Below are 22655 nucleotides of genomic sequence, written 5' to 3' on the forward strand. Positions count from 1 at the left end.
TTATCGAGGAGTTCATGCCGTCAGGGGGCCAGACTTGCCATCCTCCGCTGACGGGCGGCCGTGTCGTCCGGGACGACCGGCCGGCCACTGGCGTCGCAGCGGAACGGACCCCCGCAGGTCCGCGGTCAGTAGTAGTAGAACGAGAACTCGTCGCCGCAGTGCGGACAGTTCACTTCGCCACCCTTCAATCGCGACTCGTCGAGGCCCGCGTCGGCGTCGCGACTCGGTGGAATCTCGACCGTTCCGCCTCGGCCGCAGTGGGGGCAGCCGACCGTCGGGGCTGCTTTCGACATGCCCGTCACCGCGGCGGCAGAACGCATAGTTATACTCCGGCTAGCCGGTGGAGGTCGAAGGGCGGCAAGGGAGCGTTACCCGGTTAGCGCCCGTTTACGAGTGGTCCTCGTGCTGCTGGCCGAGCAGGAGTGCGGCGGCGTTGACGACGACCAGCAGGAGGAACGTCTGGCGCTGTCCGGGCTCTTCGAGGCCGGTTGCGAGCAGAGGGACGTACAGGAACGGGAGTGCGATAGCCGCCCAGAAGGCGACGAAGCGAACGGACGTTGACACCGAATCCAGAGAGAGTCCGACGACGGGACTGGCGTCGTCGTCACCGTCTTCCTCCTCGTCCACCGTGTCGGTGATGGTCGACATACGCGACGGACTAGTCGGCTTCCCGTTCCTTTATTATTGAGTACTTAACGAGAAGATTAAATCGGGCTGAACGATTGCCGGTCGCCTGGAATCGCGTCAGGCTATTCGAAGACAGGACTGTCGTCTTCGAGTGCCTCGATGTCAGCGGCGACCTCCCGGACCTGTTCGGGGAACAGCGAGACCTGCACCTCGTTGCCCTCGTCGTCCTCGAAGACGAGCTTCACGCGCTTGTCGCCGAACTCGCGGGCCTCGGCCTCGGTCACGTCGAACAGTTTCGCCGTCCCCGTCTTGTTCGAGGGGCCGACGTTCTTGATGGCGCCGTCGGTGAGTTCGACCATGAACTCGTCGATTAGCAGATTCAGCATACCTTCCATACGACGGCCCGCCTTTAATCACCACGGGACGACCGCGTCGAGCCAGGGGAAGACCGTGACGAGCGCGCGGAAGCCGCGGAACCCGTAGCCGAACACGATGGCCGCCGGCAGCGCCGCAACGAGCGTCGCACGGACGTACGACGTGTCGTGAACCTCGCGGGTGCCGACCACGAGGAGTACCGCCCCGTAGACGGTGCAGACCGCGCGGACGGCCGGCACCGGTAGCCCGGCGAAGAGACAGGGGGCGACGGCGTAGGCGATGACCTGCACCGTCTCGCTCACGCCACCCCGGTCGGAGACGACCGCCATCAGCAACAGGGTCTGTAGCGCCGCCGTCAGGTGGAGGACGGCGGGCGCGACGAACAGTCCGACGAGCGCGAGCACGAACAGCTTCGAGAGCAGCGGATCACCCGCGAGGTCCGGCACGGCGACGTCACCGACGGCGATGCGGGTCGTCACCTCGACCAGCGTCACGAGCACGCCGAACACCAGTCCCGGCGCCTGGTCGCCCGGTGCGACCCCGGTGTGGAAGAACCGCCGCGGGCGCGCGACCACCTCGAACCACGCGCGAGCCAGCGCTACCGGCCCGCGGTCGCGCCCGCCCTGGGGGTTCTCGACCCACTGCGTCACAGTCGTACTACCCCGTCCGGAGGGTATGACAGTTGCGACATCGAGCCTCGTAGGACTCGTCGGCCCCGACGAGGATGGTCGGGTCGTCGACGTGCGCCGGTTCGCCGTCGATGAGCCGCTGGTTGCGCGTCGCGGGTTCGCCGCAGTTCGCACAGATGGCCCGGAACTTCTCGACGTACTCCGCCATCGACACCAGTTGCGGGAGCGGGTCGAACGGCTCGCCGCGGAACGTCTGGTCAGTCCCGGAGACGATGACGCGGCGACCGTCGTCTGCGAGGTGGTCGCAGACGGCGACGAGTTCGTCGGCGAAGAAGTTGGCCTCGTCGACAGCGACGACCTCCTCGCCGTTCAGCGATTCGGGGATACCCCAGACGCCGTCCGCGTCGGGCTCGACGGCCCTGGCGTCCCACGACCGGCCGTTGTGCGTGCCGACCGTGTCCTCGCCGTACCGGTCGTCGAGGTCGGGTTTGAACACCGCGACGTCCTGGCCCGCGATCTCCGCGCGGCGGAGTCGACGGAGCAGTTCCTCCGTCTTCCCGGAGAACATACACCCCGTGATCACCTCGACCCACCCGCTGTTCGTGATCTTGTGCATATCCGAGTGGCGCTCACGACTCCTTCAAAAGGGTTGCCGATTCGGCGTCGCGCCGTGCAATGGACGCCCGCCACCCGGCTCCGCAACCGCCCGACGTCGGGGACTGGACGCCGTCTCGCCGTTCAGTCCTCGGCGCCGACGTTCTCTCGGCTCTCGAACGTCGCCGGACAGGCTTCGATCTTCGCGTAGCGCACCGTCTGGCGACCCAGTTCGGCGACGCGCTCCTCCAGGTCGTCGTCGGTGAACTCGCCGTCCGACATCGCACGGTAGGCCTGCGGGACGGCGGCCTCGTAGGGGAGCACCCAGGCGTCGAGCGCCCGGCAGACCGAGCGGAGGTGGTCCATCGCGGTGATGGGGAAGCGCCCGCCCGACACGGCGAGCAGGCCGACCGTCTTCTGCTCGAACTCGTCGAACCCGCAGTAGTCGAGCGCCGTCTTCAGCACCGACGAGTACGACCCGTGGTACATCGGCGTTCCGAGGACGACCGCGTCGGCGTCGCGAACGCGGCGGGTGAGTTCCGGCGCGTCGCCCGCCGCCGGGTCGTCGGCGTCGAACAGCGGGAGGTCCAGGTGTCGCAGGTCTATCAGTTCGCCCGTTCCGCCTGCTTCCGCCGCGCCGTCGAGCGCGCGCTCGAGTGCGACGCGGGTGGTGCTGTCGTCCCGGAGACTACCGCAGACGGCCGTGACGCGTGGCAGGTCAGCCATGGACCCGTGTACGCTCGGCGAGCGCAAATAGTTGCAGGCGGCCGTGCGCCCCGACCGGCGCGCAGGAGCAGGGGCGGCAGAGAGAAGCATCGGGAGCGACGGGGAGACGTCATGTCGAAGAAATGGAAAATCAGTTTTAGGAGGAGACGCCCTGTACTCCTTTCAGACGCTCCGCCAGGGACGACCGGGAGCAACACGCCGGCAGCGAAGCGTTCGTCACCACGGAGCTCGTGACCACAACATGAGTGCCGCGACCAACGTCGTTCTAGTCGTCGCCACGATCATGGGACTGGGCGTCGCAGCGCAGGTGCTCGCGGATCGGTTCCGCATCCCGAGCGTGGCGTTCCTGATCCTCTCGGGTGTCGTAGTGGGACCCGAAGGGCTGGGGTTGATAACGCCCGCCATCTTCGGGGAGGCGCTCCCGGCTATCGTCGGATTGAGCGTCGCCATCATCGTCTTCGAGGGCGCGTTCCACCTCCACGTCGAGCGGCTCCGCGTGGCACCCCGGGAGACGCTCCGTCTGATCACCGTCGGGGCGACGTTCTCGCTCGTCGGGACGGCCATCGTCGTCCGGTACGTCCTCGGGGCGGCGTGGGACGTCGCGTTCGTGATTGGGTCGCTTCTCGTCGCTACTGGCCCCACGGTGATTACCCCGATCATGAACGTGGTCCCCGTCCGCGAGCGGGTCGCGTCCACCCTCGAAACTGAGGGCGTCGTCAACGACGTCACGGCGGCCATCCTGGCGATCGTGGTGTTCGAGTACGTCCTGCTGGAGTCGCGCAGATTCTCCCGGCTCCTCTGGGAGTTCTCGACGCGATTCGGGCTGGGAATCCTCGTCGGCTGTGCCGTCGCAGCGGTCGTCTGGTACGTCCTCCGGCACGCCAACCTCTCGGTCGAGAACGCGCCACAGAACGCCCGGATGATCGTTCTCGTGTCGTCGCTGACGATGTACGGAATCGCGGAGGTGGTAGCGACGGAAGCCGGAATCGCCGCGGTCGCAGCCGGCGGCTTCGTGCTCGGGAACACGGACCTCCCCTATCGGGACACCATCGAACAGTTCAAGGGGGACGTCTCGCTCCTCGTCATCTCGTTCGTGTTCATCACGCTGGCGTCGCTGCTTTCGCTCGACACCCTGCTCTCGCTCGGCCTCGGCGGTATCGTCGTGGTGGTCGTCGTCGCGGGCGTCATCCGCCCCGCGCTCGTGCTCCTCTGCACGGTCGGGGAGCGACTGACGTTTCGTGAGCGGTTGTTCATCAGCTTCCTGGGACCGCGGGGGATAATCCCCGCCAGCGTCGCCACGCTCTTCGCACTCGAACTGCGGCCCCAGAATCCGACGGCTGCGACGACGCTCGTCGGTACCGTGTTCCTCGTCATCTTCGCAACCGTCGTCTTTGAAGGGGGATTAGCTCGACACCTCGCACAGGAACTGGACGTGATTCCGATGCGCGTACTCATCGTCGGCGGCGGCCGCGTCGGTACGGAACTCGCCGAACGACTCGAACGTCGAGGGGAGGACGTCCTGCTCGTCGAGAGCGACGAGCGGGTCGTCGAAGCGCTCCGGCAGGAGGGGTTCTCCGTTCGCAACGGCGACGGCACCCAGCAGGAGGTGCTCGAATCCGCCGGCATCGAGAACGCCAAGGTCGTGGCAGCGGCGACGAAGGACGACGACGTGAACCTCCTGATCGGACAACTCGCGAAGAACACGTACGACGTCGAGACCGTCGTCGCCCGGGTAAACGAACCGTCCAACCTCGACGCGTTCGAGGACCTCGACGTCGAGGCGATCTCGACGTCGATGTCGGTCGCGTGGTCGATGGACAACGTCATCGAGCGTCCGGGGATCTCGCAGTGGATGACGGAACTGGACCGCGATGGCGACGTCCAGGAGATCGAGGTCTCCACGGAGGAACACGCCGGCAAGACGGTGACCGAGTTGAGCGCGGAGCTACCAGAAGGCTGTCATATCGCGCTGATCAGTCGGGACGAGGACAACCGGCTCCCGCATCCGGACGACACGATCGAGCGCGGCGACCACCTGACGTTGATCGGCCGGCGAGAGGCCGTCCGCCACGCGATCGAGTACTGCACCGCGTAGGCCGCCGACTGCACGGCGTGGGCCGCCGGGACGGACCGGACTGGCGGCGCTCTCCGTCGCCCAGGTCCCTCGGTCCGACCGCAACGTCGCGTCGCCGTCGACAGCCACCACCTGCGACGAGCGCCTCGGCGAAGCGGGCGACGAGCTATTCACCCCGACGTGACGTCGGTTGACTCGTCGTCGCGCGCTCGATCCAACAGGTCCATGATCGCGCTCGCTGAGATACCGTGGACGACGATCAAGGTGAGCACGACGACCCCGACCAGCGCCCAGAGTTCGTCGGCCGCGACGAGCAGTTCCCGCTCGGCGAACGACGCCTCGTCGAGTGCGAACGCGAGGTAGTAGAACGAGCCGATACCGCGGATGCCGAACGTCGAGACGACGAGTCGTTCACCCCACGCCATGGAGGTGCCGAACAGCCCGAGTATCCCTGCGACAGGGCGGACCACGAAGACGAGGAAGAGGCCGTCGCAGCCTGGCCTCCGAAATCAACGCGTCGTCACCGGCGAAGCCGTGCGACGGTTGCGCCGCTCCCGTCCACGGGTTCATCGACGGCGACCAGCCCGTCGTCCTCCAGGTCTGCCAGTAGTCCCGAGAGCCACTCCTCGCCGTACTGGCCGTCGGGCGCGTAGTCGACGCGGACGCGCGGGCCGAGCTTCGACAGCGGCAGTTCGTCGTACTCCTTGAGGACGGAGACGACGCGCCCGCGCATCTGCCGGCGGCTCCCCTCGAAGGACGGCTGGGTCGGCACGTCGGGCGCGGTGAAGTCGCCCGTCTCGTAGGCGTGACACCACTCGCGCCACGGACAGCCGGCGGCGTCGCAACTGGGCGTCTTCTCGCAGGCGACGCCGCCCAGTTCCATGATGGCGTTGTTCCAGACCCGCGACTCGCCGTCGGGCATGAGGTCGGACGCGGCGGTCTCGAACGCCGCGTCGTCGTCGGGCACGTCGAACGCCCGATAGAGCACGCGCTTGACGTTCGTGTCGACGACGGCGTCGCCGTCGTTGAACGCGAACGAGGCGACGGCGTTGGCGGTGTAGGGGCCGACGCCCTGGAGGGTCTGGAGTTCGTCTGGCGTCTCGGGGAACGCGCCGTCGTACTCGTCGACGACCTGGCGTGCGGCCTCGTGGAGGTACTTCGCGCGGTTGTTGTAGCCGAGCGAGTGGTCGGTCCAGAAGCCGACGACGTCGGCGCGGTCGGCGTCCGCCAGGGCCGCGGGCGTCGGCCAGCGGTCGAGGAACGCCTCCCACGCCGCGACGACGCGGCCGAGCTGGGTCTGCTGGCTCATCACCTCGGAGACGAGTATCTCGTACGCGTCGTCGGTCTCGCGCCACGGGAACGAGCGGTGGTCGTCCTCGTACCACGACACCAGGGCCTCCCGCACTGCCTCGCGGTCGTCCGGAAGCGACGGGTCCGCTTCGGTCATCATCGGGCGTTGGGACGTGTCCGGTTTACCGGTAGCGGTTCGGAGCCGGCGGCGGAACGAGTCAGTAACCGGCGGCGAAACGAGTCAGCGACCGGGGCAGTCACGCGAGCGGACGGGTCACCTCGCGTAACGAGATTCGATAGCACGCAGGGGGTCGACGCGACGACTTTTTTACGGGGGACAGCGACGGTCGAGAACATGCGTCTACAGCCCACCACGCTGGTGGCCATCGGCGTCGTCGTCGGGGTCGTCCCCGCGCTCCGATTCGCCGTCGCGCGGAACCCGGCAGCGTGGGTCGCGCTCGGTGGTACGTTCGTCCTCGCGGGCGTCGGGACGGCGCTCCGCCGGCGCCGCGAGACGACGGCCGCGACGAACGCCTCGGCGGACTCCGTCCACTACCTGGTCTGTCCCGAGTGCGCCGCGCGCAACTACGCCAGCCGCGACGCGTGTCGGCTCTGCGGCGAGCAGTTCTAGAGCGAAAGCCGTATCCGGCCGTCGCCCGACTCCTCCGGCATGAGTCTGGACGAACTGAGCGAGGACGTGGAAGCGGAGTACGCCGACCTGGGCGAGGAACTGTCGGTCGCGCTCGACCGCGAGACGCGCAACGAACTCGCACTGCTCGGCGCAGCGTTCGACCCCGACGACACCGACGAACTCGTCCGTCGTGCGGTCCACATGCTGTTCCAGACGGCCGTCGACACCGGCAACGTCGACTTCCACCTCCGGAGCGGCTACGACGTCACCTACGACGAGTACCTGTCGGGGATGACCTACGAGGAGATGACCGGCGGCGCGGGCGTCGGCGCGTCGACCGGCCTGGACGGCGACGACAATCGCCGGTACCAGTTCTGACGAGGGCGGTCCGGTCCGACGTGGACCACAGGCGGCCCGAGTCGACCGCTGGACGGCGTCCTCGGGCGCGTGCCGGCCCGCACAGCCGAAGGGAAACGCTCTTGATGGGTACGCCCCGATTTTCCGAACATGAATCGAGTGACATCGCCGTCGGGAGGGCACCCATGAGCGACGAGAACGACTCCGAGTCCGACGAAGCGCAGTACTCCGCCGAGGAGGTCGAGGAGCAACTCGATCAGGTCGCGGCGGACCTGGACGACGCCGAGACCGAGGCCGACCTCGACGACGTCGAGGCGGAACTCGAGAAGGCCGAGGAGATGCTGGCAGCGGCCGACATCCCGGAACCGGACGACGAGGACGAGGAGGACCCCCAGGCCGAGTTCGAGGACCGCGCCGACGAACTCCGGTCGGAGCTGGAGGAGCAGCGCGGTCCCTACGCGGAGGACGTCGTCGCCGACGTCGAGGACGTCGAGTCGACCGTCACCGACACGCGGTGGACCGACGACGGCCGAGGCGACCTCGCCGACGTCGTCAACGAGTTCTCCGAGCAGGTCCAGGAGACGCTCGACGCCGACTTCCGCGTCACCGTCACGCGCAACACCGACGACCTCAGCGAGGTTCTCACTGACGCCGCGACGGCAATCGACGACGCCAACCTCGACCCGGACGACGACGCGGCCACCATCGAGGAGCTCGCCGAGGCGACGGCGGCGCTCGAGGACGGCGTCGACGACGCCCAGCAGTGGTCGGACCTGGAGACGCGCGAACAGCTCGAGGCCCAGGGCTTCTTCGACGTCCTCGAACACCGGAAGGACTACCCGCCCGAGTGGCACGCGCTGAAGGTCTGGGAGAAGCGCGGTCGCGCCGACATGGTCCTGCTCGCGCTCGACAATCTCGAATCCAACTTCATGGAGCGTCACTGCCTGGAAGCCCTCGAACGCATGGGCCCCGAGGAAGCCCTCGACGAGATGCTCGGCCGGGCCGAGCGCCGCGACAAGGACGCGATCCGCATCATCGGCAAGATCGGGAGCGAGGAGGCCGTCGATGACATCGTCGAGTACGCCGATGCCGACCCCGGCATGGCCAAGGTCGTGCTGAAGGCGCTCGGCGAGATCGGCAGCGAGGAGGCCACCCAGGCCGTCGCGGACCAACTCGTCGCCGACGACGAGAGCGTCCGCAGCCACGCTGCTCGCGCACTCGGTCGCATCGGCGACACGCGAGCCATCGCCCCACTCCAGGACACGCTCGCGGACGACGAGTCGGACAACGTCCGCGCGAGCGCGGCCTGGGCGCTGAACCAGATCGGCACCGAGCGCGCACGTGCGGCCGCCGCGGAGTACGCGGACGACCGCTCCTATCTCGTCCAGTCGGAAGCCGAGAAGGCGCGCGTCGAGTAAGCGCACCTTACTTCTTCTAACGACCGATTAACAAAGTCCCTGCCAGTCGTCCTGCCGTCAGGAGTCGAGGTTATGGCGACCGAATCGGCGACGCTGGGGACGTGTCCGAACTGCGGAGAGACGATTCCAGGCGGCTACCTGCTCATCGAGTACGATACGACGGACGGCCCGTCGCAGTTCGCGGAGTGTCCCGATTGCCGGGACATCGTTCACCCCAGGCCGTGAGCCAGGATCGCGGCCAGAAACTCCAGCGCGAAGGCGACGGCGACGAGGAACGCGCCGACGCGCCCGATCCAGGTGTGCTCCGTTATCTCCATCGGCGAGATGTCGATCGTGTAGTCGTTGAACTCCGGATCGTACTCGACGTAGTTCGGCACCTGGAAGAACTCGAAGAAGACGAGGGTAGCACCGAGCGCGCCCAGCGCGTACCCCGCCAGTTCGAGCACGACGTGTATCGCGACCATGTTCACGAGAGCGGACGTGGCGTGCAAAAAACCACCGGTACGAAGCTTTATACCGGAAGACGGGACCACTCCGGTCCGTGTCTCACCGCCCCGAGCGCGTCGTCGCGTTCGCCCTGACCGTCGCCCTCGCGTTCGCCGTCGCCGCTGCGTTCATCCACGCAGTCACCCCGACAGCGACGGCGGCGTCCCAGCCTCGCATCGTCGCCGTCTATCCGGACCCGGTCGCCCACGAGGACGCCGGCGAGTTCGTCGTCGTCTCGTTCCCCCACGAGACGAACCTCTCGGGGTGGACGCTCACTGACGGGGAGACGACGGCGAACCTCCCACCTCGCCGGGTGTCCGGGCGGATCGCGTTCTCGACCGCACCTGCGACGACGCGCAACCTCACCGACTACCGGGTGCTGAAGATTTCGGACGACGTCTCGCTGACGAACGACGGCGAGACGGTCCACCTCCGGAAGAACGGCACTGTCGCGACCGTCACCTACCCCGAGGCCACCGAGGGCGAACTGTGGCTGGTCGAGTCGGAAGAGTGGCGACCGCTCGGCGCGACCGACCGTCCGGCGGTGTCGGCCGACGCGACGCGCGCCCGTACGTTCGTCCTCCCCGACGCAGACAGGGTTCCGGTCGAGACCGTCCGCTCGGCGGAGGATCGGGTCCTGCTCGCGGGCTACACCTTCACCTCGCGACGGATGGCTGCCGCGCTAGCGGCCGCCGAACGGCGCGGCGTGCAGGTCCGCGTCCTCGTCGACGACGGCCCGGTCGGCGGCATGACGCGTCGAGAGGCGACCGTCCTGGAATCGCTGGCAGAGGGCGGCGTCGACGTCGAGGTCATCGGCGGTGCCCGAGCGCGGTACGAGTTCCACCACGCGAAGTACGCGGTCGTCGACGACCGGGCGCTCGTGCTCACGGAGAACTGGAAGCCGTCGGGGACGGGTGGCCACGGAAGCCGCGGATGGGGCGTCGTCGTCCCGGGCGAGACGGCGCGCGAACTCGCCGAGGTCTTCCGGGCGGACGCGGGCTGGAACGACACCCGTTCGTGGGAGCAGTTCCGACGCGGCCAGTCGTTCGAGCCGTCGTCGCCGCCGAACGAGACGTACCCGACGCGGTTCTCCCCGGAGACCGTCCCCGTCGAGTCGGTGACCGTGGCGACCGCACCGGGCAACGCCGAGTCCGCCGTCGTCTCGCTGCTGCGGTCGGCGAACCGCTCCGTCCGCGTCGAACAGGTGTCGGTCGGCGGACCGCGACAGCCGTTCGTCCGTGCCACCCTCGCGGCCGCCCGTCGGGGCGTCGAGGTCCGCATCCTGCTGAGCGGCGCGTGGTACGTCGAGGAGGAGAACCGCGAACTGGTCCGCTGGCTGAACGAGCGCTCGGCAGCGGAAGGGCTGCCGCTGGAGGCGCGGGTCGCCGACCCGCGTGGGTTCGAGAAGATACACGCGAAGGGCGTCGTCGTGGACGGCGAGCACGTCGTCGTCGGCAGCCTCAACTGGAACAACCACTCCGCGCGCCAGAACCGGGAGGTCGCAGTCGTGTTACACGGAGAGAAAGCAGGAGCGTACTACGGTCGCGTCTTCGACGCCGACTGGCGGGCGAGCGGCGGGTCGCGACTCCCGGTCGGTCTCGCCGTCGCGGTCGCCGCCGGCCTCGCCGGAGCCGCGGTCGTCGCCCGACGTGAGGTGGGGTTCGACGGAGGTTAGTCGTCGCTCTCGTGGCCGATGCTCGTGCTCTGGAGGTTCTCGTCGAGCTCCGCGTCGGCCATCTTCTCGACGAGCGCGTCGAGCACCTGTTCGCGCATCCCCTGCACGAACTTGATGGACCCGACGACCAGGTGGCCGCCGCCGCTGACGCCACCGCCGACGATCTCGTCGTTGAGTTCCGAGACCATCTCGGGGATGTCGAGGCGGACGCCGTCACTGCGCAGGACGGCGAAGTCGGGGCCGTAGCCGATGGTGATGACCGGTTCGCCCGTCTCCTCGACCTTCCGGTCGTGTATCTCGCCGGTGGTCTTGCCCGGCGGCGGGTAGGTGAACCGGTAGGCGTGGTTCTCCACGTCGACGCGGTAGAGGTGGGCCTCGCTGGCCAGGCGCTCGTGTTCGACGTGGGGCATCGCGGCGTCGAGCTGGTCGTCGACGTCCTCGCGGGCGCGGCCGGCGAGGAACTCGACGAGTTCGCGGTGGCGCTCCTCGTCGTCGCAGCCGACGTTGAGGACGTCGTTGATGAGGTTGCGGCCGTCGTCGTACTTCAGCCAGAACGCCTCGTAGTCCAGCGCCTCGCCGACGTCGGTGAGGAAGGACTCGTCGTAGCCCTCCTCGGCGGCGAGTTCGACGTAGTCCGTCATGGTGTCGGCCTTCGAGCGGTCGGAGATGCCCGCGACCGCTGGGACGTGCCGGAGTTCGTCCGTGATGTCGGGGGCAATCATCCGCGCGAGCTCGACGCACATCATGCCCGTCGTGATGCGGTAGTCCTCGTCGTAGAGGTAGGGGTTGACGTGGCCGTCGACGTACGGCTCGACCGCCTCGGGGTCGGGGTGGTGGTGGTCGACGACGACGATGGGGATGTCGTAGTGCGCGAGGTTCTCGTACGCGGGGACGTCCTCGGCGGTGCTGCCGTTGTCGAGCATCAGCAGGAGGGGCAGCTTCTGACCGTGGCGGGCCTGGTCCTCCAGCGCGAAGTTGAGGTCGCGGGTGACGTCCTCCATCTCGTAGAACGGCGCCTTGCTGGGCAGGCGCTTGAACAGGTGCCGCTTCGCGTCGGGGTCCTGGTGGGTCTGCTCGATGAACTTCCGGAGCGCGAGTTCGACCGGGATGGACGCACACATCCCGTCGCCGTCGGCGTGGTGGCGGACGCGGATGGGGCGGCTCTCGAGGACGGTCCGGCGGAGCTGTTTGGCTATCTCCCGGAGGTCGGGGAACATCTGTTCGAGGGCGGGCCACTCCACGAGCGGTTCGACGTCGTGGGGTTCGGCCCGGCGTTCGAGCGCCTCGTCGAGGCGCGCACGGACCTCGTCGGCGTCGTCGCCCGTCAGTCGGTCGAGCGAGGACACCTCGACCTGCAGCGACTCCTCGCGCTCCTCGACGACGCCGGCGATGTGAACGAGGTCGCCGATCTCGATGTCGGGGTGGGCGCGGACCCCCGCCTCCTCGAAGGCGGCGCAGGGGACGACGCCGGTCTCGTCGCTGACGTGGAAGATGGTCGGGCCGCCGGTCTGCTTGATCTGGACGACCTCGCCCTCGACGTGGACGGAGTCGCCGACGGCGTCGGCGAGCGCGCCGGTGTCTGCGACCTCGTAGTCGTGTTCGATCGACCGCGTCTCGTACTCGTCGACGTCGACCGTGTCGAAACTGAGGTCGCCGTTCTCGCGGATGTCGGTGAGTTCGACGACGAGCTCGTCGCCGACCTGATGGTCGCTGGAGAGATTCGACTCGTGGACGAGCCCGGAGACGCTGTCGGAGATGTCGACGAAGACGCCGTACTCGACGACGCCGTTGACCTCGGCGTGGTAGCGGTTCCCTTCTACGACGTCGGAGAGGGTACAGTCCGCGTCGAGATCGTAGACGACGGGGTCCTCGGGCCCGTCCGAAGGACCATCGTGGGGGGCAGTCATGTTGTCCGTTCCTTCGGGGGCGCTATTTTTAACGCTTTGCAACTTCGACCCCGAGCTCGCTCGACGGACGACGTCGTGGGAACGTCGTGGTGATCGCCATCCTGTGCGTCGCAACACACCGCGTCGTTCGCAACGTTTAGAACGCGCGGCACCGGACTGTCTCCCATGCGGCTGTTCCGGTCGAACGAGATCCTGGGTATCGCCGAAGGGGCGCTCGAGTTCGCCCTCGAAGCGTCGCGTGACGCCCACCCGGACGAGTACATGGGGTTCTTCCGCGGCGAGTCGGCGACGAACCTCGGGCTCGACCGCGAGGGGACCGTCATCACCGACGTCCTCGTCATGCCCGGCACCGAGTCGAACAGCGTGAGCGCGACGGTGAAGACGAGCACGATACCCAACGACACCCGGGCGGTCGGGTCGGTCCACTCCCACCCGAACGGCGTGCTGCGCCCCAGCGACGCCGACCTCAGGACGTTCGGGAAGGGGAAGGTCCACGTCATCATCGGCGCGCCGTACGACCGCGACAGCTGGCGGGCGTTCGACCGGGAGGGTAACCCGCGAACGCTCGACGTGCTCGACGTCGAGCTCCCCGAAGACGAAGGGTTCTTCGACTTCACCCAGGAAGACATCGACGCGGAGTTACAGGAATGACACACGTCATCGCCCAGGGAACGTTCGACATCCTCCACCCCGGCCACGCACACTACCTCCGGGACGCCGCGTCGATGGGTGACCGCCTCACCGTCATCGTCGCCCGCAGGGAGAACGTCACCCACAAGGAACCGCCGGTACTCTCGAACCGCCAGCGTCGGGACATGGTCGAGGCCCTCGCGATGGTCGACGACGCCCGCGTCGGCCACGCCGAGGACATCTTCGTTCCCATCGAGGACCTGGATCCGGACGTCATCGCACTGGGCTACGATCAGCAACACGACGCAGCGGCGATCGAGGAGGAACTCGCGCGCCGCGGCGTCGACTGCGAGGTCCGTCGAGCGTCGCCGCGCGACGCCCGCGACGACGAACTGCTATCGAGTCGTGCCATCGCCGACCGCATCTGCGACGAGCGGTGCTAGCGGCCACCCCGGGCTGCTCGCCCGGGCAGGCAATTCCTCGCCGTCCGTCGAGAACGGGATACCCGTCCGCGATTACTCGACGGAGCGCGTTCACGGCCGGTGTGATACGAACTAGCTCCCTTCTCCCGTCAACGATCTGCGGAGCGCCGGCCTCGACGAGAAGTGACGCTGTAGAAGGTGGGCCGAATCCGAATCCGACACCCGACAAATTAAAGGTTTAGACGAATCTAATCCCGGGTAGGAAATGCTGAGCGACGTGATGGAAGACTATCTGAAGACGATATACACGCTGCAGGAGGACAGCGACGACCCGGTGGCGACGTCGGAGATCGCAGACGAACTCGACGTTACCCCGCCGACGGTCACCAGCATGGTCGAGAAGCTGGAAGAGCGCGGACTGGTCGAACGCGAGAAGTACAAGGGCGTCGAGCTGACCACCGAAGGGGAGACGGTCGCACTGGAGGTGTTGCGACACCACCGGTTGCTCGAGGCGTACCTGAACGAGCACCTCGACTACTGCTGGAGCGAGGTCCACGAGGAGGCCGACCGCCTCGAACACCACATCAGCGAGGAGTTCGAGCGGCGGGTGGCGGACGCCCTCGACGACCCCGAGATCGACCCGCACGGCGACCCCATCCCGAGCGCCGACCTCTCGCCAATCGAGGCGGACGACACGACGCCGCTGAGCGACCACGAGACAGGCGACCGCGTCGTGGTCGCACGGGTCAACGACCGCGACGAGGAGGAGCTCCGGTACCTCGACGAGGCCGGCATCGTTCCGGGTACGGAGCTGGAGATCGCCGACGTGGCGCCGTTCGGCATGGTGACCGTCCAGGTGGACGACGGCGGACAGAGCCTCCCGGAGAGCGTCGCCCGGTCGATCCGCGTCCGCGCGGTCGTCGAGGAGGTGGCGTAGATGGCCACCTGGATAGAGGTCGTCGCGGTCGCGTTCACGACCCAGCTAGCGGTGCTGCCGGGAGAGAAGGTCCAGTTCATCATCGCCGGGCTCTCGACCCGCTACAGGCCGTGGCTGGTGGTGAGCGCCGCGGGGAGCGCGTTCGCCCTGTGGACCGCCGTCGAGATCTACGTCGGCGGTGCGCTCACGCGGGTCCTCCCGGGAATCTACCTCGACGCGCTCACCGCTGGGCTGTTCCTGCTGTTCGCGGTGATGCTGATCCGGTCGATGCCCGACGGCGCGACGCCGGAGGGGGCGACCGAGACCGACGGCGGCGCCATCGACCTCTCGGGGATCGTCCCCCAGCGCTTCCAGAACGGTGACCTCGCGAAGGCCGACGGCGTCCGCGCGTTCGTCCCCATGTTCGCGATGATGGCGTTCGGCGAGTTCGGCGACAAGACCCAGATGGTCACCATCGGCCTGGCCGCTCAGTACGGCACCCACCCGGGTATCTGGGTGGGCGAGATGCTCGCCATCATCCCGGTGAGCCTCGCCAACGCGTACTTCTTCCACAGGTTCGCCCACCGGGTCGACATGCGGAAGGCACACGCCGCGTCGGCGGCGCTGTTCGCCTTCTTCGCCGCGGACTTCGTCCTGCGGATGCTCTTCGACGTCTCCGTCTGGGAGTCGACCGTCGGCTACGTGGCCAGCGCCCTCGCCGCTGCAATATAACCGCATTCGAGACAGTTTTCTCGGTCCGCTACCAACGACGAGCGTGCTCAACGACGTCGTATCGCTCGTCGCCGGGGCGGCACTCGGTCTCTCGCTCGCTGCGCCGCCGGGACCGATGAACGCCGTCATCGCCGAGGAGAGCGTCCTGCGTGGCTGGAACTCCGGCTTCCGCGCGGGCCTCGGTGCGATGACCGCCGACGCCTGCTTCTTCGTCCTCGCGCTGGCGGGCGTCGTCGCCGTCGTCCGCGAGGCACCGCTGGTACAGGGAGTGATGGTCGGCGTCGGCGGCCTCCTGATGCTGTACTTCGCCTACGGCGCGGCCCGCGACGCCACCGGGACGTTCACCACCGACGAGACCGACGACGACACCAGGGGGTTCCGGAAGGCGTTCGCGCTGGCGATAACGAACCCCTACCAGATCATCTGGTGGCTGACGGCGGGCGTCCGCCTGCTGGACCGACAGACCACGAACGTGCTCTCTGGAACCCTCGGCGACGCGCTCACGGTGACGACCGGTGGCCCCATCATCGTCGTCGGCTTCTTCGGCGGTATCGCGCTCTGGATAACGGGTTTCCCCGCCGCCCTGGTCGCCGCCGGGCGGCGCGTCGACTCGTTCGCGCCCGCGGTCGCCTACCTCAGCGCGGTGGTGCTGGCGCTGGCCGGCGTCTCCTTCCTCTACGACGGGGCGACGACCCTGGTCCCCATCCTCTCCGACGCGATGTCGACGCTGGCCTCCATCCTCTCCGACGCGGCGTCGACCCTGGCCTGACGGGACCGTCCGCTACGGTCCCTGCCGGCGTGGTGACTCCGTCTTCTCGGTGTCCATCTCCGGGACCTCGTCGAGGAGCCACTCGCTGAACCACTTCACGCGCTTCAGTCGGCGGTGGGCGATGTCGTTCGCGGTGTCGCTCTCGACCCGTGCCGCCGCGTCCTTGCCGCGCTGGAGCACCCGGTCGACCATCTCGGCGGCCGCCATGTGCGTGCGCGCCTCGTAGCCCATCCGGAGGAGCATCAGCGCGGTGCCGTTCGCTCCCACCTTGTCGAGCATGTCCGCCTCGATGAGACACCGGGTCTCCTTCGAGAGGCTGGAGATGTCGCCCTGGTAGGAGTGGTCCTCGATGGACTTGCAGACCTCGTCGATGAACGACTCGGGGAAGTCACCGTGCGATTCGAGGTACTCGCGAGCCACCCGTGCCCCTTCCTCGGCGTGGACCTCCTGGTCCGCGTCGAGCTTGGCGATGTCGTGGAACAGCGCGGCCACGCGCGCGACGTCCACGTCGGCGCCCTCGCGGCTGGCGATCGTCTCGGCGAGGTCGACGACGTTGAGGATGTGATTGTACCGGTAGTCCGCGGAGTGCCACGGGTACCACCGCATTCGACCGCCGCCGTCCTCGTTCTGAACGCTGGCGGTGAGATACTCGTGGACGAACTCCTTCATCTCCTCGAACTCGGGGTCAGAAACGGGCGAGCCCTTAATCTCGACGCCCACAGAACCACCTCCGTTGCCTGGCGTACGTACTCATTGTTGAAACAAATGGTCGATTCGCTCTTTAGCGTTACGACGAGTGTTTTCCCCGCGAACGCTCGAATCTGGGCGTTCCCGCCGGGTCGTATCGCAGGACGCGACGAGACTCCGATAGTTCGATACGCGTTACCGCCCACCACGAACGGTCGTTCACTTCGACCCTCGTCCGACCTCCTTCGGCAGTACGGGCGTCGGCGTCACTCCGCTGGTTCCAGCACGAACTCGATGCGCTCCGTGTCCTCGCCTTTCGACTCGCGGTTGGTGATGCGGACGCGCCCGACATCGCCGAGGCTGTCCACGTGCGTGCCGCCGCAGGGACAGTAGTCGAACCCGTCGATCTCGACCACCCGGAGCGGGTCGACGTGGTCGGGGATGAGGTCGAGCAGCGACCGTCCCTCGTCGACGCGCTCCTCGACCTCGTCCCGCGGTCGTTCTGCCTTGGTAACCACGAGATCGCTCTCGATGGCCTCGTTCGCCTTCCGTTCGACGGCGCGGACGTCCTCCCCGGAGAAGTCGGCCGGTTCGAAGTCGATCCGGGAGCGGTCGGCGTGGATCTGGTTGCCCGCCGTCTCCGCGCCGTAGTCGTCCAGTACGACCCGCGAGACGACGTGCTGGGCCGTGTGCATCCGCCGGTGGTCCCGGCGTCGCTCCTCGTCGACGTGGCCCTCGACGGCGTCGCCCGGGTCGGGCAGGTCGCCCTCGCGGTTCTCGACGTAGTGCCGGACGTCGCCGTGGTTCGTCCGGACCTCGACCACGTCCGCGCGTCCGCCGTCCCACTCCAGGACGCCGTGGTCCGCGGGTTGACCGCCGCCCTCCGGATAGAAGTACGTGCCGTCGAGCACGACGAACGCCTCCGTCGCCTCCTCGACCGTCGCCTCGAACGCCGTCACGTCGTCCGCGTCGGGGAGATAGCGTTGTTCGGTCACGGTCGGTGGGAGGTGCGCGAGCGTCTTAATCCATCGGCTGGCGGTAAGTCCATCGGCTGGTGGGAAGCCGGACAGTCCACTGCTGAAGGGTCGCGTACCGTTCGTCGGACGGTCCTGTCAGCGCCGCCGGGAAGCGCGCTCGTCGACGAGCGGCAGGGTCGAAAGCCGAGCGTGTACGAGGTCAGCAACCATGCCGCTGCGCTCGGAGTCCGCCTGGGCGTGCATGTAGGCCTCCTCGACGGCGGCCTGTCCGCCGACCGGAACGTACCGCACCGTGGTCCCGTCCGGGCCGACCTCCAGCAGGAGGGCGGCCTGCGGGAACGACGACAGCGCCGGCGCGACCACCTGTCGGACGTCGCCGGCGCACGACACCGCGGGCAGGTGGAGGTGTCCCGAGACGACCAGCGGCGCTCCGTGCCCCGTCAGCGTCTCGACCAGCGCGTCGGCGTTCCGGAGCGGATACGACGACCGCCAGGACCGGAGGTCGCCGCAGGCGAGGCCGGGGAGATTGTGGTGCATCACGACGACCGGCGCGTCGGCCCCCGGGAGCGTCTCGTCGAGCCAGGAAAGCTGGTCGTCCGAAACCGCCCCGTCGTGCGTGTCGTCGAGCGCGCCGTCGGGCGTCGACGCGCTGTTGAGACCGATGACGTCCACGCCGCCGACGCGTGCGTGGAACGGGAGCCCGGAGGGGGACGAACCGCCAGCAGCGCCCGTCGCACCCGCCGAGGCGTAGTTCGCGGTGAACGCCGACAGCGGACGGCCGTCGTGGGCGTCGAAGGCCTTCCGCACGTCGTGGTTCCCGGGGACGGCGAACGTCGGAACCTCGGCGTCCGCGAGCGTGGCGTCGACTGCTTCGAAGTCGATCCGCGCCCCGTCCTCGGTCAGGTCGCCCGCCAGCACGACCGCGTCGACGTCGCGGGCCATCGCGTCAGCGAGCACTGTCCGGAGGCGCTCTCGCGTTCGGTGGAACACCTTCCACGTCCCCTCGCGCTCGGTCGAGACGTGCGGGTCGGAGACCACGGCGACGGTCGTCGCCGTCGCGGTCCGCGGCCGGTCGAACCGGGCAAGCACCGGCCCCGCGTCGGCGTGGCCGGCCGCTCGTCCGTCGTTCTCGCTGCCACGCTCCGGTTCGGTAACGGTCGCGCGCTCGCGTTTCGTCAGGTGTTCGGTCATCCGTTCGGACGAACGAGGGTAGACAGCATAAACCTGCCCCGTAGAATATATAGTTACCACCATAATCTAAATATCTCGGGTCGTTTCGCGGAACTGTTCCTGCAGACGACTGGTCCAGGGAGATAGACGTGTCTGACTGAATTTCAATACGGGGGGAAGCGAAGACGACGACGTCGATGAGTACCAGAAACTCGGGTGGGCTCGACGGACCCGTCGCCGACTCCGCCCCAGAGCATCTGAACCGGGGGCTACAGCTCGCAGGACTGTTCTTCTTCGTGAACGGGATCTATCTCGCGTTCTTCTCGGAGACGCTGGCCACGACGCTGGGCTACTACCTCGTCGTCGTCGCCGCGAGCGCCGCCGTGGTATCGCGGGTTCGTGAAGTCGGAACGCGACGTCCATCGCACGCAGGTCCGGGGCGGAACTGGACGCTTCCGTCCATCGGAGACGCGTCGATGCCGTCGCTGACCAGCGGAACGCTCCGTCGGCGGAGTTCGGGACGCTCGCGGGCAGGGGCCGAACCCCGTCTCGACGGCGGGACCGTCCTCCGTCGTTGCAGCCGTCTCGCCCACGGGACCGTCGAGCGGATCGTGGCGCTGGTTCCCGCCGTCGACCGCAGCGGTCGCGACCGTCTCTGACCTGCCTCACGACTTCCTCCACCTCCACGTTCGACACGTTCTCCGACTCCGAACGCGCGTTCTGGCCACGACCATTCCGCCAGTAGGACGTGTTAGAAGACCGTTATCCGGAGGTTGACCAATCCTAAGGGTTACGTTGCTCACGGTCAACCTACTGTTGTGAGCCGCCAACGAGTCATTACCGTACTGCTCGTCGTCGCCGTGCTGCTGGCTGGCTGCAGCGGGTTCGTCGGCTCGGACGACCCGACGACAGACGCGACCACCACCGCACCGACATCGGCCGATGTCTCGGCGTCGACAGGTACCGCGACCACCGGTTCGACGTCCGGTTCGACGACCACCGCCGCACAGACGACCGAGATATGGGTCCGGCCGTCGCCGCCGCGGACGCCGATGCAGGAGAAGCCCTCCGACCGCATCAGTAACGTCCGTTTCGTCGACAAGACGGCGGTCAACGGCGGCGGATACAGTGACTTCGACGTCGAGGTTACCGCCGACACGCGATTCCCCAACGCCGACCCCAACAGCGAGGGCGAACCGTACTTCATGGTGAAGATCGAGGACACGTGGGTCACGCGCTACAACGCCGAGTGGGAGCAGCAGGCCAACGGCACGTACACGCTCGAAGTACTCCCCGACGCGCTGGACGAGTTCGACGAAGGCACACTGACCGTGAAGGTGTTCCTGCTGGAGGAGGACAAGCAGTACGCCGACCTCTTCGACACCTGGGAGGGCACTATCGAGTACCGGTCCGGGTAGTCAGATGAGGTAGTTTCGCACTGCCTCCGAGACGCTGGAGGCACTGAGCTGGCCGCCGCCGGTGTTGTCGACCAACCCATGTCGTACTTCCCCTTCTGGTGGTACGAACACGCAGTAGGGTTTCTCTGATTCCGGTTCGGGTTCTTCGTACCCCCGGATGCGGACCGTCCCCGGTGCTTCGAAGTCCGCGAAGTTCACCCCCAGCAGGAGCGACGCCGCGACGAACCCCTTCACCGGGACCGCGGTCGCGGTGGCCGACCTGACCGCATCGGTCGTCTGCAGCGTCGACGGGTCCGTTCCCGGAGTCAGGACCACCTCGTCCCGCTTGTGCATCTCCATGACGTCGCTGACGACTGTCGCCTCCTGCATGGCTCCAGCGTCGAACCCGTGCTCGTGGGCACCTCCCCGCCAGCACTGCTGGTAGGTGGAGTGATACGCCTCCACCCAGTCGGTCGCCGGAGCGTGGTACAGCGGTACGAACACGCCCGCTCTCCCCATGGAGACCGACGTTCCGAAGGCGGTGTAGAACCGCACGATCCGTAGATCGTCGATTGTTAGGCCGGACGGGTCGAACTCGTCTATGGCTTCGCCGAACAGTCGCGCGAGTCCACCGTCGGCGTCTCGATGCCGCTCGACGGTCTCCTCGGCGTCGTCCACCGTGAGCGACACCGCGAGCAGATCCCTGATTGCAGACCAGCGATATCCGCTCGGGACGGCGTCGAGGGTCGCGTCCGAACAGACCAGTTCCGCGACCGTTTCGACGGACGTGTCGCGGCCGTAGTACGATTCTGGTCGCTCGTCCGGAGCGGCGTACTTCTCCGCCGTCGAAGCACTGACCCCTGTGATAGCGGTCACCAGGTCGTCCGGTTCGATCGACACGCTGGAGCGGAAATCCTCGATCCGATCACGGAGCGCGTTCATGGACAGTACGAGAATCAGAATGACGAGATACCTTCGCCAGGCAAGGAGGAAGTGAAATATTGCGCTTCCGCCCTTCTACTGACGAGCTCATGTCAGAATACTATAGTCCCGGGCGGATTCGAACCGCCGTCAATGGCTCCAAAGGCCATTATGATTGGCCACTACACCACGGGACTGCGTCGCAACGAACCGCCCTACGCTGTCGGGGACGCCACCGCGTCGCTAATCCGCGGACGAACTTGAACGTACCGCAACGCCCGTAGCGAACGAGGATGGCGGTAGCGCGGGGTGAACGGCGTCAGTCGGCGCCGCCGCAGTCGCGCAGGAGCGTGCACATGTCCGCGTCGGCGTCGAAGCAGTCCGGACACTCCGGCTCCCGGTCGATGATGGTGTCGAGTCGCTCGGCGACGGTCTCGTCGACGACGCCCTCGAGTTGGCGAGCCTCGGCGCGGAACTCCTCGACGTCGAGGACGTTCGCGAGGAAGCGCTCGAGGATGCAGTAGGTCTGGAGCGCGTCGCGGGCGCGGGTCCGACCCTCGTCCGTGAGCGTCGCGCCCTTGTACTTCTCGTGCTCGACCAGCCCGCGGTCCTGGAGCTTGCCGATCATCTCGTTGACGCTGGCCGGACTGACCTCGAGTCGGTCGGCGAGCTGACCGGTAGCGGCCGGTCCGTCGTCGATCCGCTGGACGAGGAAGATTGCCTTCAGGTACTGGTCTGCCGTGTTCATGCGCTCTCCTCCATTATCTCGGTTACCTCCTCGACGCCCTCCGCCTCCTCCTCGCGGATGGATTCGAGGGTGGACAGGAGACGCTGCCGGTCGAGGTCGAACGAAGCGTCACTGGCTTCGACGGCCCGGATGAGGTCGTCGTAGAACTTGTACGCCGTCTCCTCGCCGTGCAACTGGTCGTAGAGGATGCTGTCGAAGTCGTCCGGGCCGGTCCCGGCGAACTGTTCGCCGACCAGCGCCTCGACGTCCTCGAACGGCACGGTGTCGGCGTCGAGTTCGTCGATGAGCGACTCCAGGCGCTCGCGGTGCTCGGCGGACTCCTCGCGCGCCTCGGAGAGGAGGTCGCGGACGTCGTCGTGGAGTTCGTCGCGCTCCTCCGAGGAGAGCGACTCGTAGTGGCGGGCGGCGCGCGCCTCGACCACCTCTTCGAGCACCACGCCGATCTGGAGCAGGCGAGCGAGTTGGTGATCGGTCGAGACGCGTTGGCCGACCGACAT

General features: G+C 67.5%; 29 protein-coding genes and 1 tRNA gene. 13 read left to right on the plus strand and 17 right to left on the minus strand.

Annotation, left to right across the window (positions count from 1 at the left end; translation table 11 throughout):
• Positions 1 to 125 precede the first annotated feature (125 nt).
• From NKT36_RS02530 to NKT36_RS02555, 6 genes are all read right to left on the minus strand, one after another.
• Positions 126 to 293, minus strand: a complete 168-nt coding sequence (locus NKT36_RS02530) for a CpXC domain-containing protein (RefSeq protein WP_327052376.1) — start codon at positions 291 to 293, stop codon at positions 126 to 128.
• Positions 294 to 387: 94 nt separating this feature from the next.
• Positions 388 to 648 (minus strand): hypothetical protein, encoded by a 261-nt coding sequence (locus NKT36_RS02535; protein WP_327052377.1) that lies wholly within the window; start codon positions 646 to 648, stop codon positions 388 to 390.
• Positions 649 to 749: 101 nt separating this feature from the next.
• Positions 750 to 1013 (minus strand): hypothetical protein, encoded by a 264-nt coding sequence (locus NKT36_RS02540; RefSeq protein WP_327052378.1) that lies wholly within the window; start codon positions 1011 to 1013, stop codon positions 750 to 752.
• A 27-nt stretch (positions 1014 to 1040) separates the two neighbouring features.
• Complete coding sequence (locus tag NKT36_RS02545; RefSeq protein ID WP_327052379.1) at positions 1041 to 1652, minus strand: YIP1 family protein; 612 nt, start codon at positions 1650 to 1652, stop codon at positions 1041 to 1043.
• Positions 1653 to 1659: 7 nt separating this feature from the next.
• Positions 1660 to 2247 carry a thymidine kinase gene (locus NKT36_RS02550; RefSeq protein ID WP_327052380.1) on the minus strand — a complete coding sequence of 196 codons (588 nt, stop codon included), beginning with the start codon at positions 2245 to 2247 and terminating at the stop codon, positions 1660 to 1662.
• A 122-nt stretch (positions 2248 to 2369) separates the two neighbouring features.
• Complete coding sequence (locus NKT36_RS02555) at positions 2370 to 2951, minus strand: NADPH-dependent FMN reductase (RefSeq protein ID WP_327052381.1); 582 nt, start codon at positions 2949 to 2951, stop codon at positions 2370 to 2372.
• A 241-nt stretch (positions 2952 to 3192) separates the two neighbouring features.
• Between NKT36_RS02555 and NKT36_RS02560 the strand changes: the two genes are divergently transcribed.
• A complete protein-coding gene (locus NKT36_RS02560; RefSeq protein ID WP_327052382.1) occupies positions 3193 to 5046 on the plus strand; it encodes a cation:proton antiporter domain-containing protein in 1854 nt (617 codons plus the stop codon).
• 149 nt (positions 5047 to 5195) lie between these two features.
• Here the strand turns inward: NKT36_RS02560 and NKT36_RS02565 are convergent, their stop codons facing one another.
• Together NKT36_RS02565 and NKT36_RS02570 are read right to left on the minus strand one after the other, a co-directional pair.
• Entirely contained in the window at positions 5196 to 5495 is a 300-nt protein-coding gene (locus NKT36_RS02565; protein WP_327052383.1) for a hypothetical protein, read from the minus strand.
• 50 nt (positions 5496 to 5545) lie between these two features.
• Positions 5546 to 6472 carry an HhH-GPD family protein gene (locus tag NKT36_RS02570; protein ID WP_327053418.1) on the minus strand — a complete coding sequence of 309 codons (927 nt, stop codon included), beginning with the start codon at positions 6470 to 6472 and terminating at the stop codon, positions 5546 to 5548.
• A gap of 198 nt (positions 6473 to 6670) precedes the next feature.
• On the opposite strand from NKT36_RS02570, the gene NKT36_RS02575 reads away from it, so the two are divergent.
• From NKT36_RS02575 to NKT36_RS02590, 4 genes are all read left to right on the plus strand, one after another.
• On the plus strand, positions 6671 to 6946 hold the full coding sequence (locus NKT36_RS02575; RefSeq protein WP_327052384.1) for a hypothetical protein: 276 nt from the start codon (positions 6671 to 6673) through the stop codon (positions 6944 to 6946).
• 39 nt (positions 6947 to 6985) lie between these two features.
• Positions 6986 to 7324, plus strand: coding sequence for a hypothetical protein (locus tag NKT36_RS02580; protein WP_327052385.1), 339 nt, complete (start codon positions 6986 to 6988; stop codon positions 7322 to 7324).
• A gap of 164 nt (positions 7325 to 7488) precedes the next feature.
• Positions 7489 to 8721 carry a HEAT repeat domain-containing protein gene (locus NKT36_RS02585; RefSeq protein WP_327052386.1) on the plus strand — a complete coding sequence of 411 codons (1233 nt, stop codon included), beginning with the start codon at positions 7489 to 7491 and terminating at the stop codon, positions 8719 to 8721.
• Positions 8722 to 8793: 72 nt separating this feature from the next.
• Positions 8794 to 8946, plus strand: a complete 153-nt coding sequence (locus tag NKT36_RS02590; RefSeq protein ID WP_327052387.1) for a DUF7837 family putative zinc-binding protein — start codon at positions 8794 to 8796, stop codon at positions 8944 to 8946.
• On the opposite strand, the gene NKT36_RS02595 is transcribed toward NKT36_RS02590, so the two are convergent.
• The gene (locus tag NKT36_RS02595) at positions 8931 to 9185 is read right to left on the minus strand and encodes a hypothetical protein (protein WP_327052388.1); all 255 of its coding nucleotides are present in this window, start codon (positions 9183 to 9185) and stop codon (positions 8931 to 8933) included. The two genes, NKT36_RS02590 and NKT36_RS02595, sit on opposite strands and share 16 nt — an antisense overlap.
• A 77-nt stretch (positions 9186 to 9262) precedes the next feature.
• On the opposite strand from NKT36_RS02595, the gene NKT36_RS02600 reads away from it, so the two are divergent.
• Positions 9263 to 10882 carry a phospholipase D-like domain-containing protein gene (locus NKT36_RS02600; protein ID WP_327052389.1) on the plus strand — a complete coding sequence of 540 codons (1620 nt, stop codon included), beginning with the start codon at positions 9263 to 9265 and terminating at the stop codon, positions 10880 to 10882.
• Here NKT36_RS02600 and NKT36_RS02605 read toward each other — a convergent pair.
• A complete protein-coding gene (locus NKT36_RS02605) occupies positions 10879 to 12789 on the minus strand; it encodes a DHH family phosphoesterase (protein ID WP_327052390.1) in 1911 nt (636 codons plus the stop codon). The two genes, NKT36_RS02600 and NKT36_RS02605, sit on opposite strands and share 4 nt — an antisense overlap.
• A gap of 165 nt (positions 12790 to 12954) precedes the next feature.
• Between NKT36_RS02605 and NKT36_RS02610 the strand changes: the two genes are divergently transcribed.
• From NKT36_RS02610 to NKT36_RS02630, 5 genes are all read left to right on the plus strand, one after another.
• Positions 12955 to 13440 (plus strand): Mov34/MPN/PAD-1 family protein, encoded by a 486-nt coding sequence (locus tag NKT36_RS02610; RefSeq protein WP_327052391.1) that lies wholly within the window; start codon positions 12955 to 12957, stop codon positions 13438 to 13440.
• Entirely contained in the window at positions 13437 to 13862 is a 426-nt protein-coding gene (locus NKT36_RS02615; RefSeq protein WP_327052392.1) for an adenylyltransferase/cytidyltransferase family protein, read from the plus strand. Before NKT36_RS02610 ends, NKT36_RS02615 begins: the two co-directional genes overlap by 4 nt.
• Positions 13863 to 14106: 244 nt before the next feature.
• The gene (locus NKT36_RS02620) at positions 14107 to 14778 is read left to right on the plus strand and encodes a metal-dependent transcriptional regulator (RefSeq protein WP_327052393.1); all 672 of its coding nucleotides are present in this window, start codon (positions 14107 to 14109) and stop codon (positions 14776 to 14778) included.
• On the plus strand, positions 14779 to 15489 hold the full coding sequence (locus tag NKT36_RS02625; RefSeq protein WP_327052394.1) for a TMEM165/GDT1 family protein: 711 nt from the start codon (positions 14779 to 14781) through the stop codon (positions 15487 to 15489).
• A gap of 115 nt (positions 15490 to 15604) precedes the next feature.
• The gene (locus NKT36_RS02630; RefSeq protein ID WP_407652226.1) at positions 15605 to 16258 is read left to right on the plus strand and encodes a LysE family transporter; all 654 of its coding nucleotides are present in this window, start codon (positions 15605 to 15607) and stop codon (positions 16256 to 16258) included.
• Positions 16259 to 16270: 12 nt separating this feature from the next.
• Here the strand turns inward: NKT36_RS02630 and NKT36_RS02635 are convergent, their stop codons facing one another.
• From NKT36_RS02635 to NKT36_RS02645, 3 genes are all read right to left on the minus strand, one after another.
• Complete coding sequence (locus NKT36_RS02635; RefSeq protein WP_327052396.1) at positions 16271 to 16978, minus strand: HD domain-containing protein; 708 nt, start codon at positions 16976 to 16978, stop codon at positions 16271 to 16273.
• 233 nt (positions 16979 to 17211) lie between these two features.
• Entirely contained in the window at positions 17212 to 17940 is a 729-nt protein-coding gene (locus tag NKT36_RS02640; protein WP_327052397.1) for an alanyl-tRNA editing protein, read from the minus strand.
• 117 nt (positions 17941 to 18057) lie between these two features.
• Entirely contained in the window at positions 18058 to 19113 is a 1056-nt protein-coding gene (locus NKT36_RS02645) for a metallophosphoesterase family protein (protein WP_327052398.1), read from the minus strand.
• Positions 19114 to 19289: 176 nt separating this feature from the next.
• Here NKT36_RS02645 and NKT36_RS02650 point away from each other — a divergent pair, with 176 nt between their 5' ends.
• Both NKT36_RS02650 and NKT36_RS02655 read left to right on the plus strand, forming a co-directional pair.
• Positions 19290 to 19751, plus strand: coding sequence for a hypothetical protein (locus tag NKT36_RS02650; RefSeq protein WP_327052399.1), 462 nt, complete (start codon positions 19290 to 19292; stop codon positions 19749 to 19751).
• 159 nt (positions 19752 to 19910) lie between these two features.
• Positions 19911 to 20510, plus strand: coding sequence for a hypothetical protein (locus NKT36_RS02655; RefSeq protein WP_327052400.1), 600 nt, complete (start codon positions 19911 to 19913; stop codon positions 20508 to 20510).
• On the opposite strand, the gene NKT36_RS02660 is transcribed toward NKT36_RS02655, so the two are convergent.
• The 4 genes from NKT36_RS02660 to NKT36_RS02675 all read right to left on the minus strand — a co-directional run bounded on the left by NKT36_RS02660 (position 20511) and on the right by NKT36_RS02675 (position 22655).
• Positions 20511 to 21431 carry a hypothetical protein gene (locus NKT36_RS02660; protein WP_327052401.1) on the minus strand — a complete coding sequence of 307 codons (921 nt, stop codon included), beginning with the start codon at positions 21429 to 21431 and terminating at the stop codon, positions 20511 to 20513.
• Positions 21432 to 21534: 103 nt separating this feature from the next.
• Positions 21535 to 21607, minus strand: a tRNA-Gln gene (locus NKT36_RS02665).
• Between the two features lie 122 nt (positions 21608 to 21729).
• Positions 21730 to 22158, minus strand: a complete 429-nt coding sequence (locus NKT36_RS02670; RefSeq protein ID WP_327052402.1) for a metal-dependent transcriptional regulator — start codon at positions 22156 to 22158, stop codon at positions 21730 to 21732.
• On the minus strand, positions 22155 to 22655 hold the full coding sequence (locus NKT36_RS02675) for a ferritin-like domain-containing protein (RefSeq protein WP_327052403.1): 501 nt from the start codon (positions 22653 to 22655) through the stop codon (positions 22155 to 22157). Before NKT36_RS02675 ends, NKT36_RS02670 begins: the two co-directional genes overlap by 4 nt.

It is taken from the genome of Halomicrococcus gelatinilyticus (assembly GCA_024227995.1).
GTDB lineage: Archaea > Halobacteriota > Halobacteria > Halobacteriales > Haladaptataceae > Halomicrococcus > Halomicrococcus gelatinilyticus.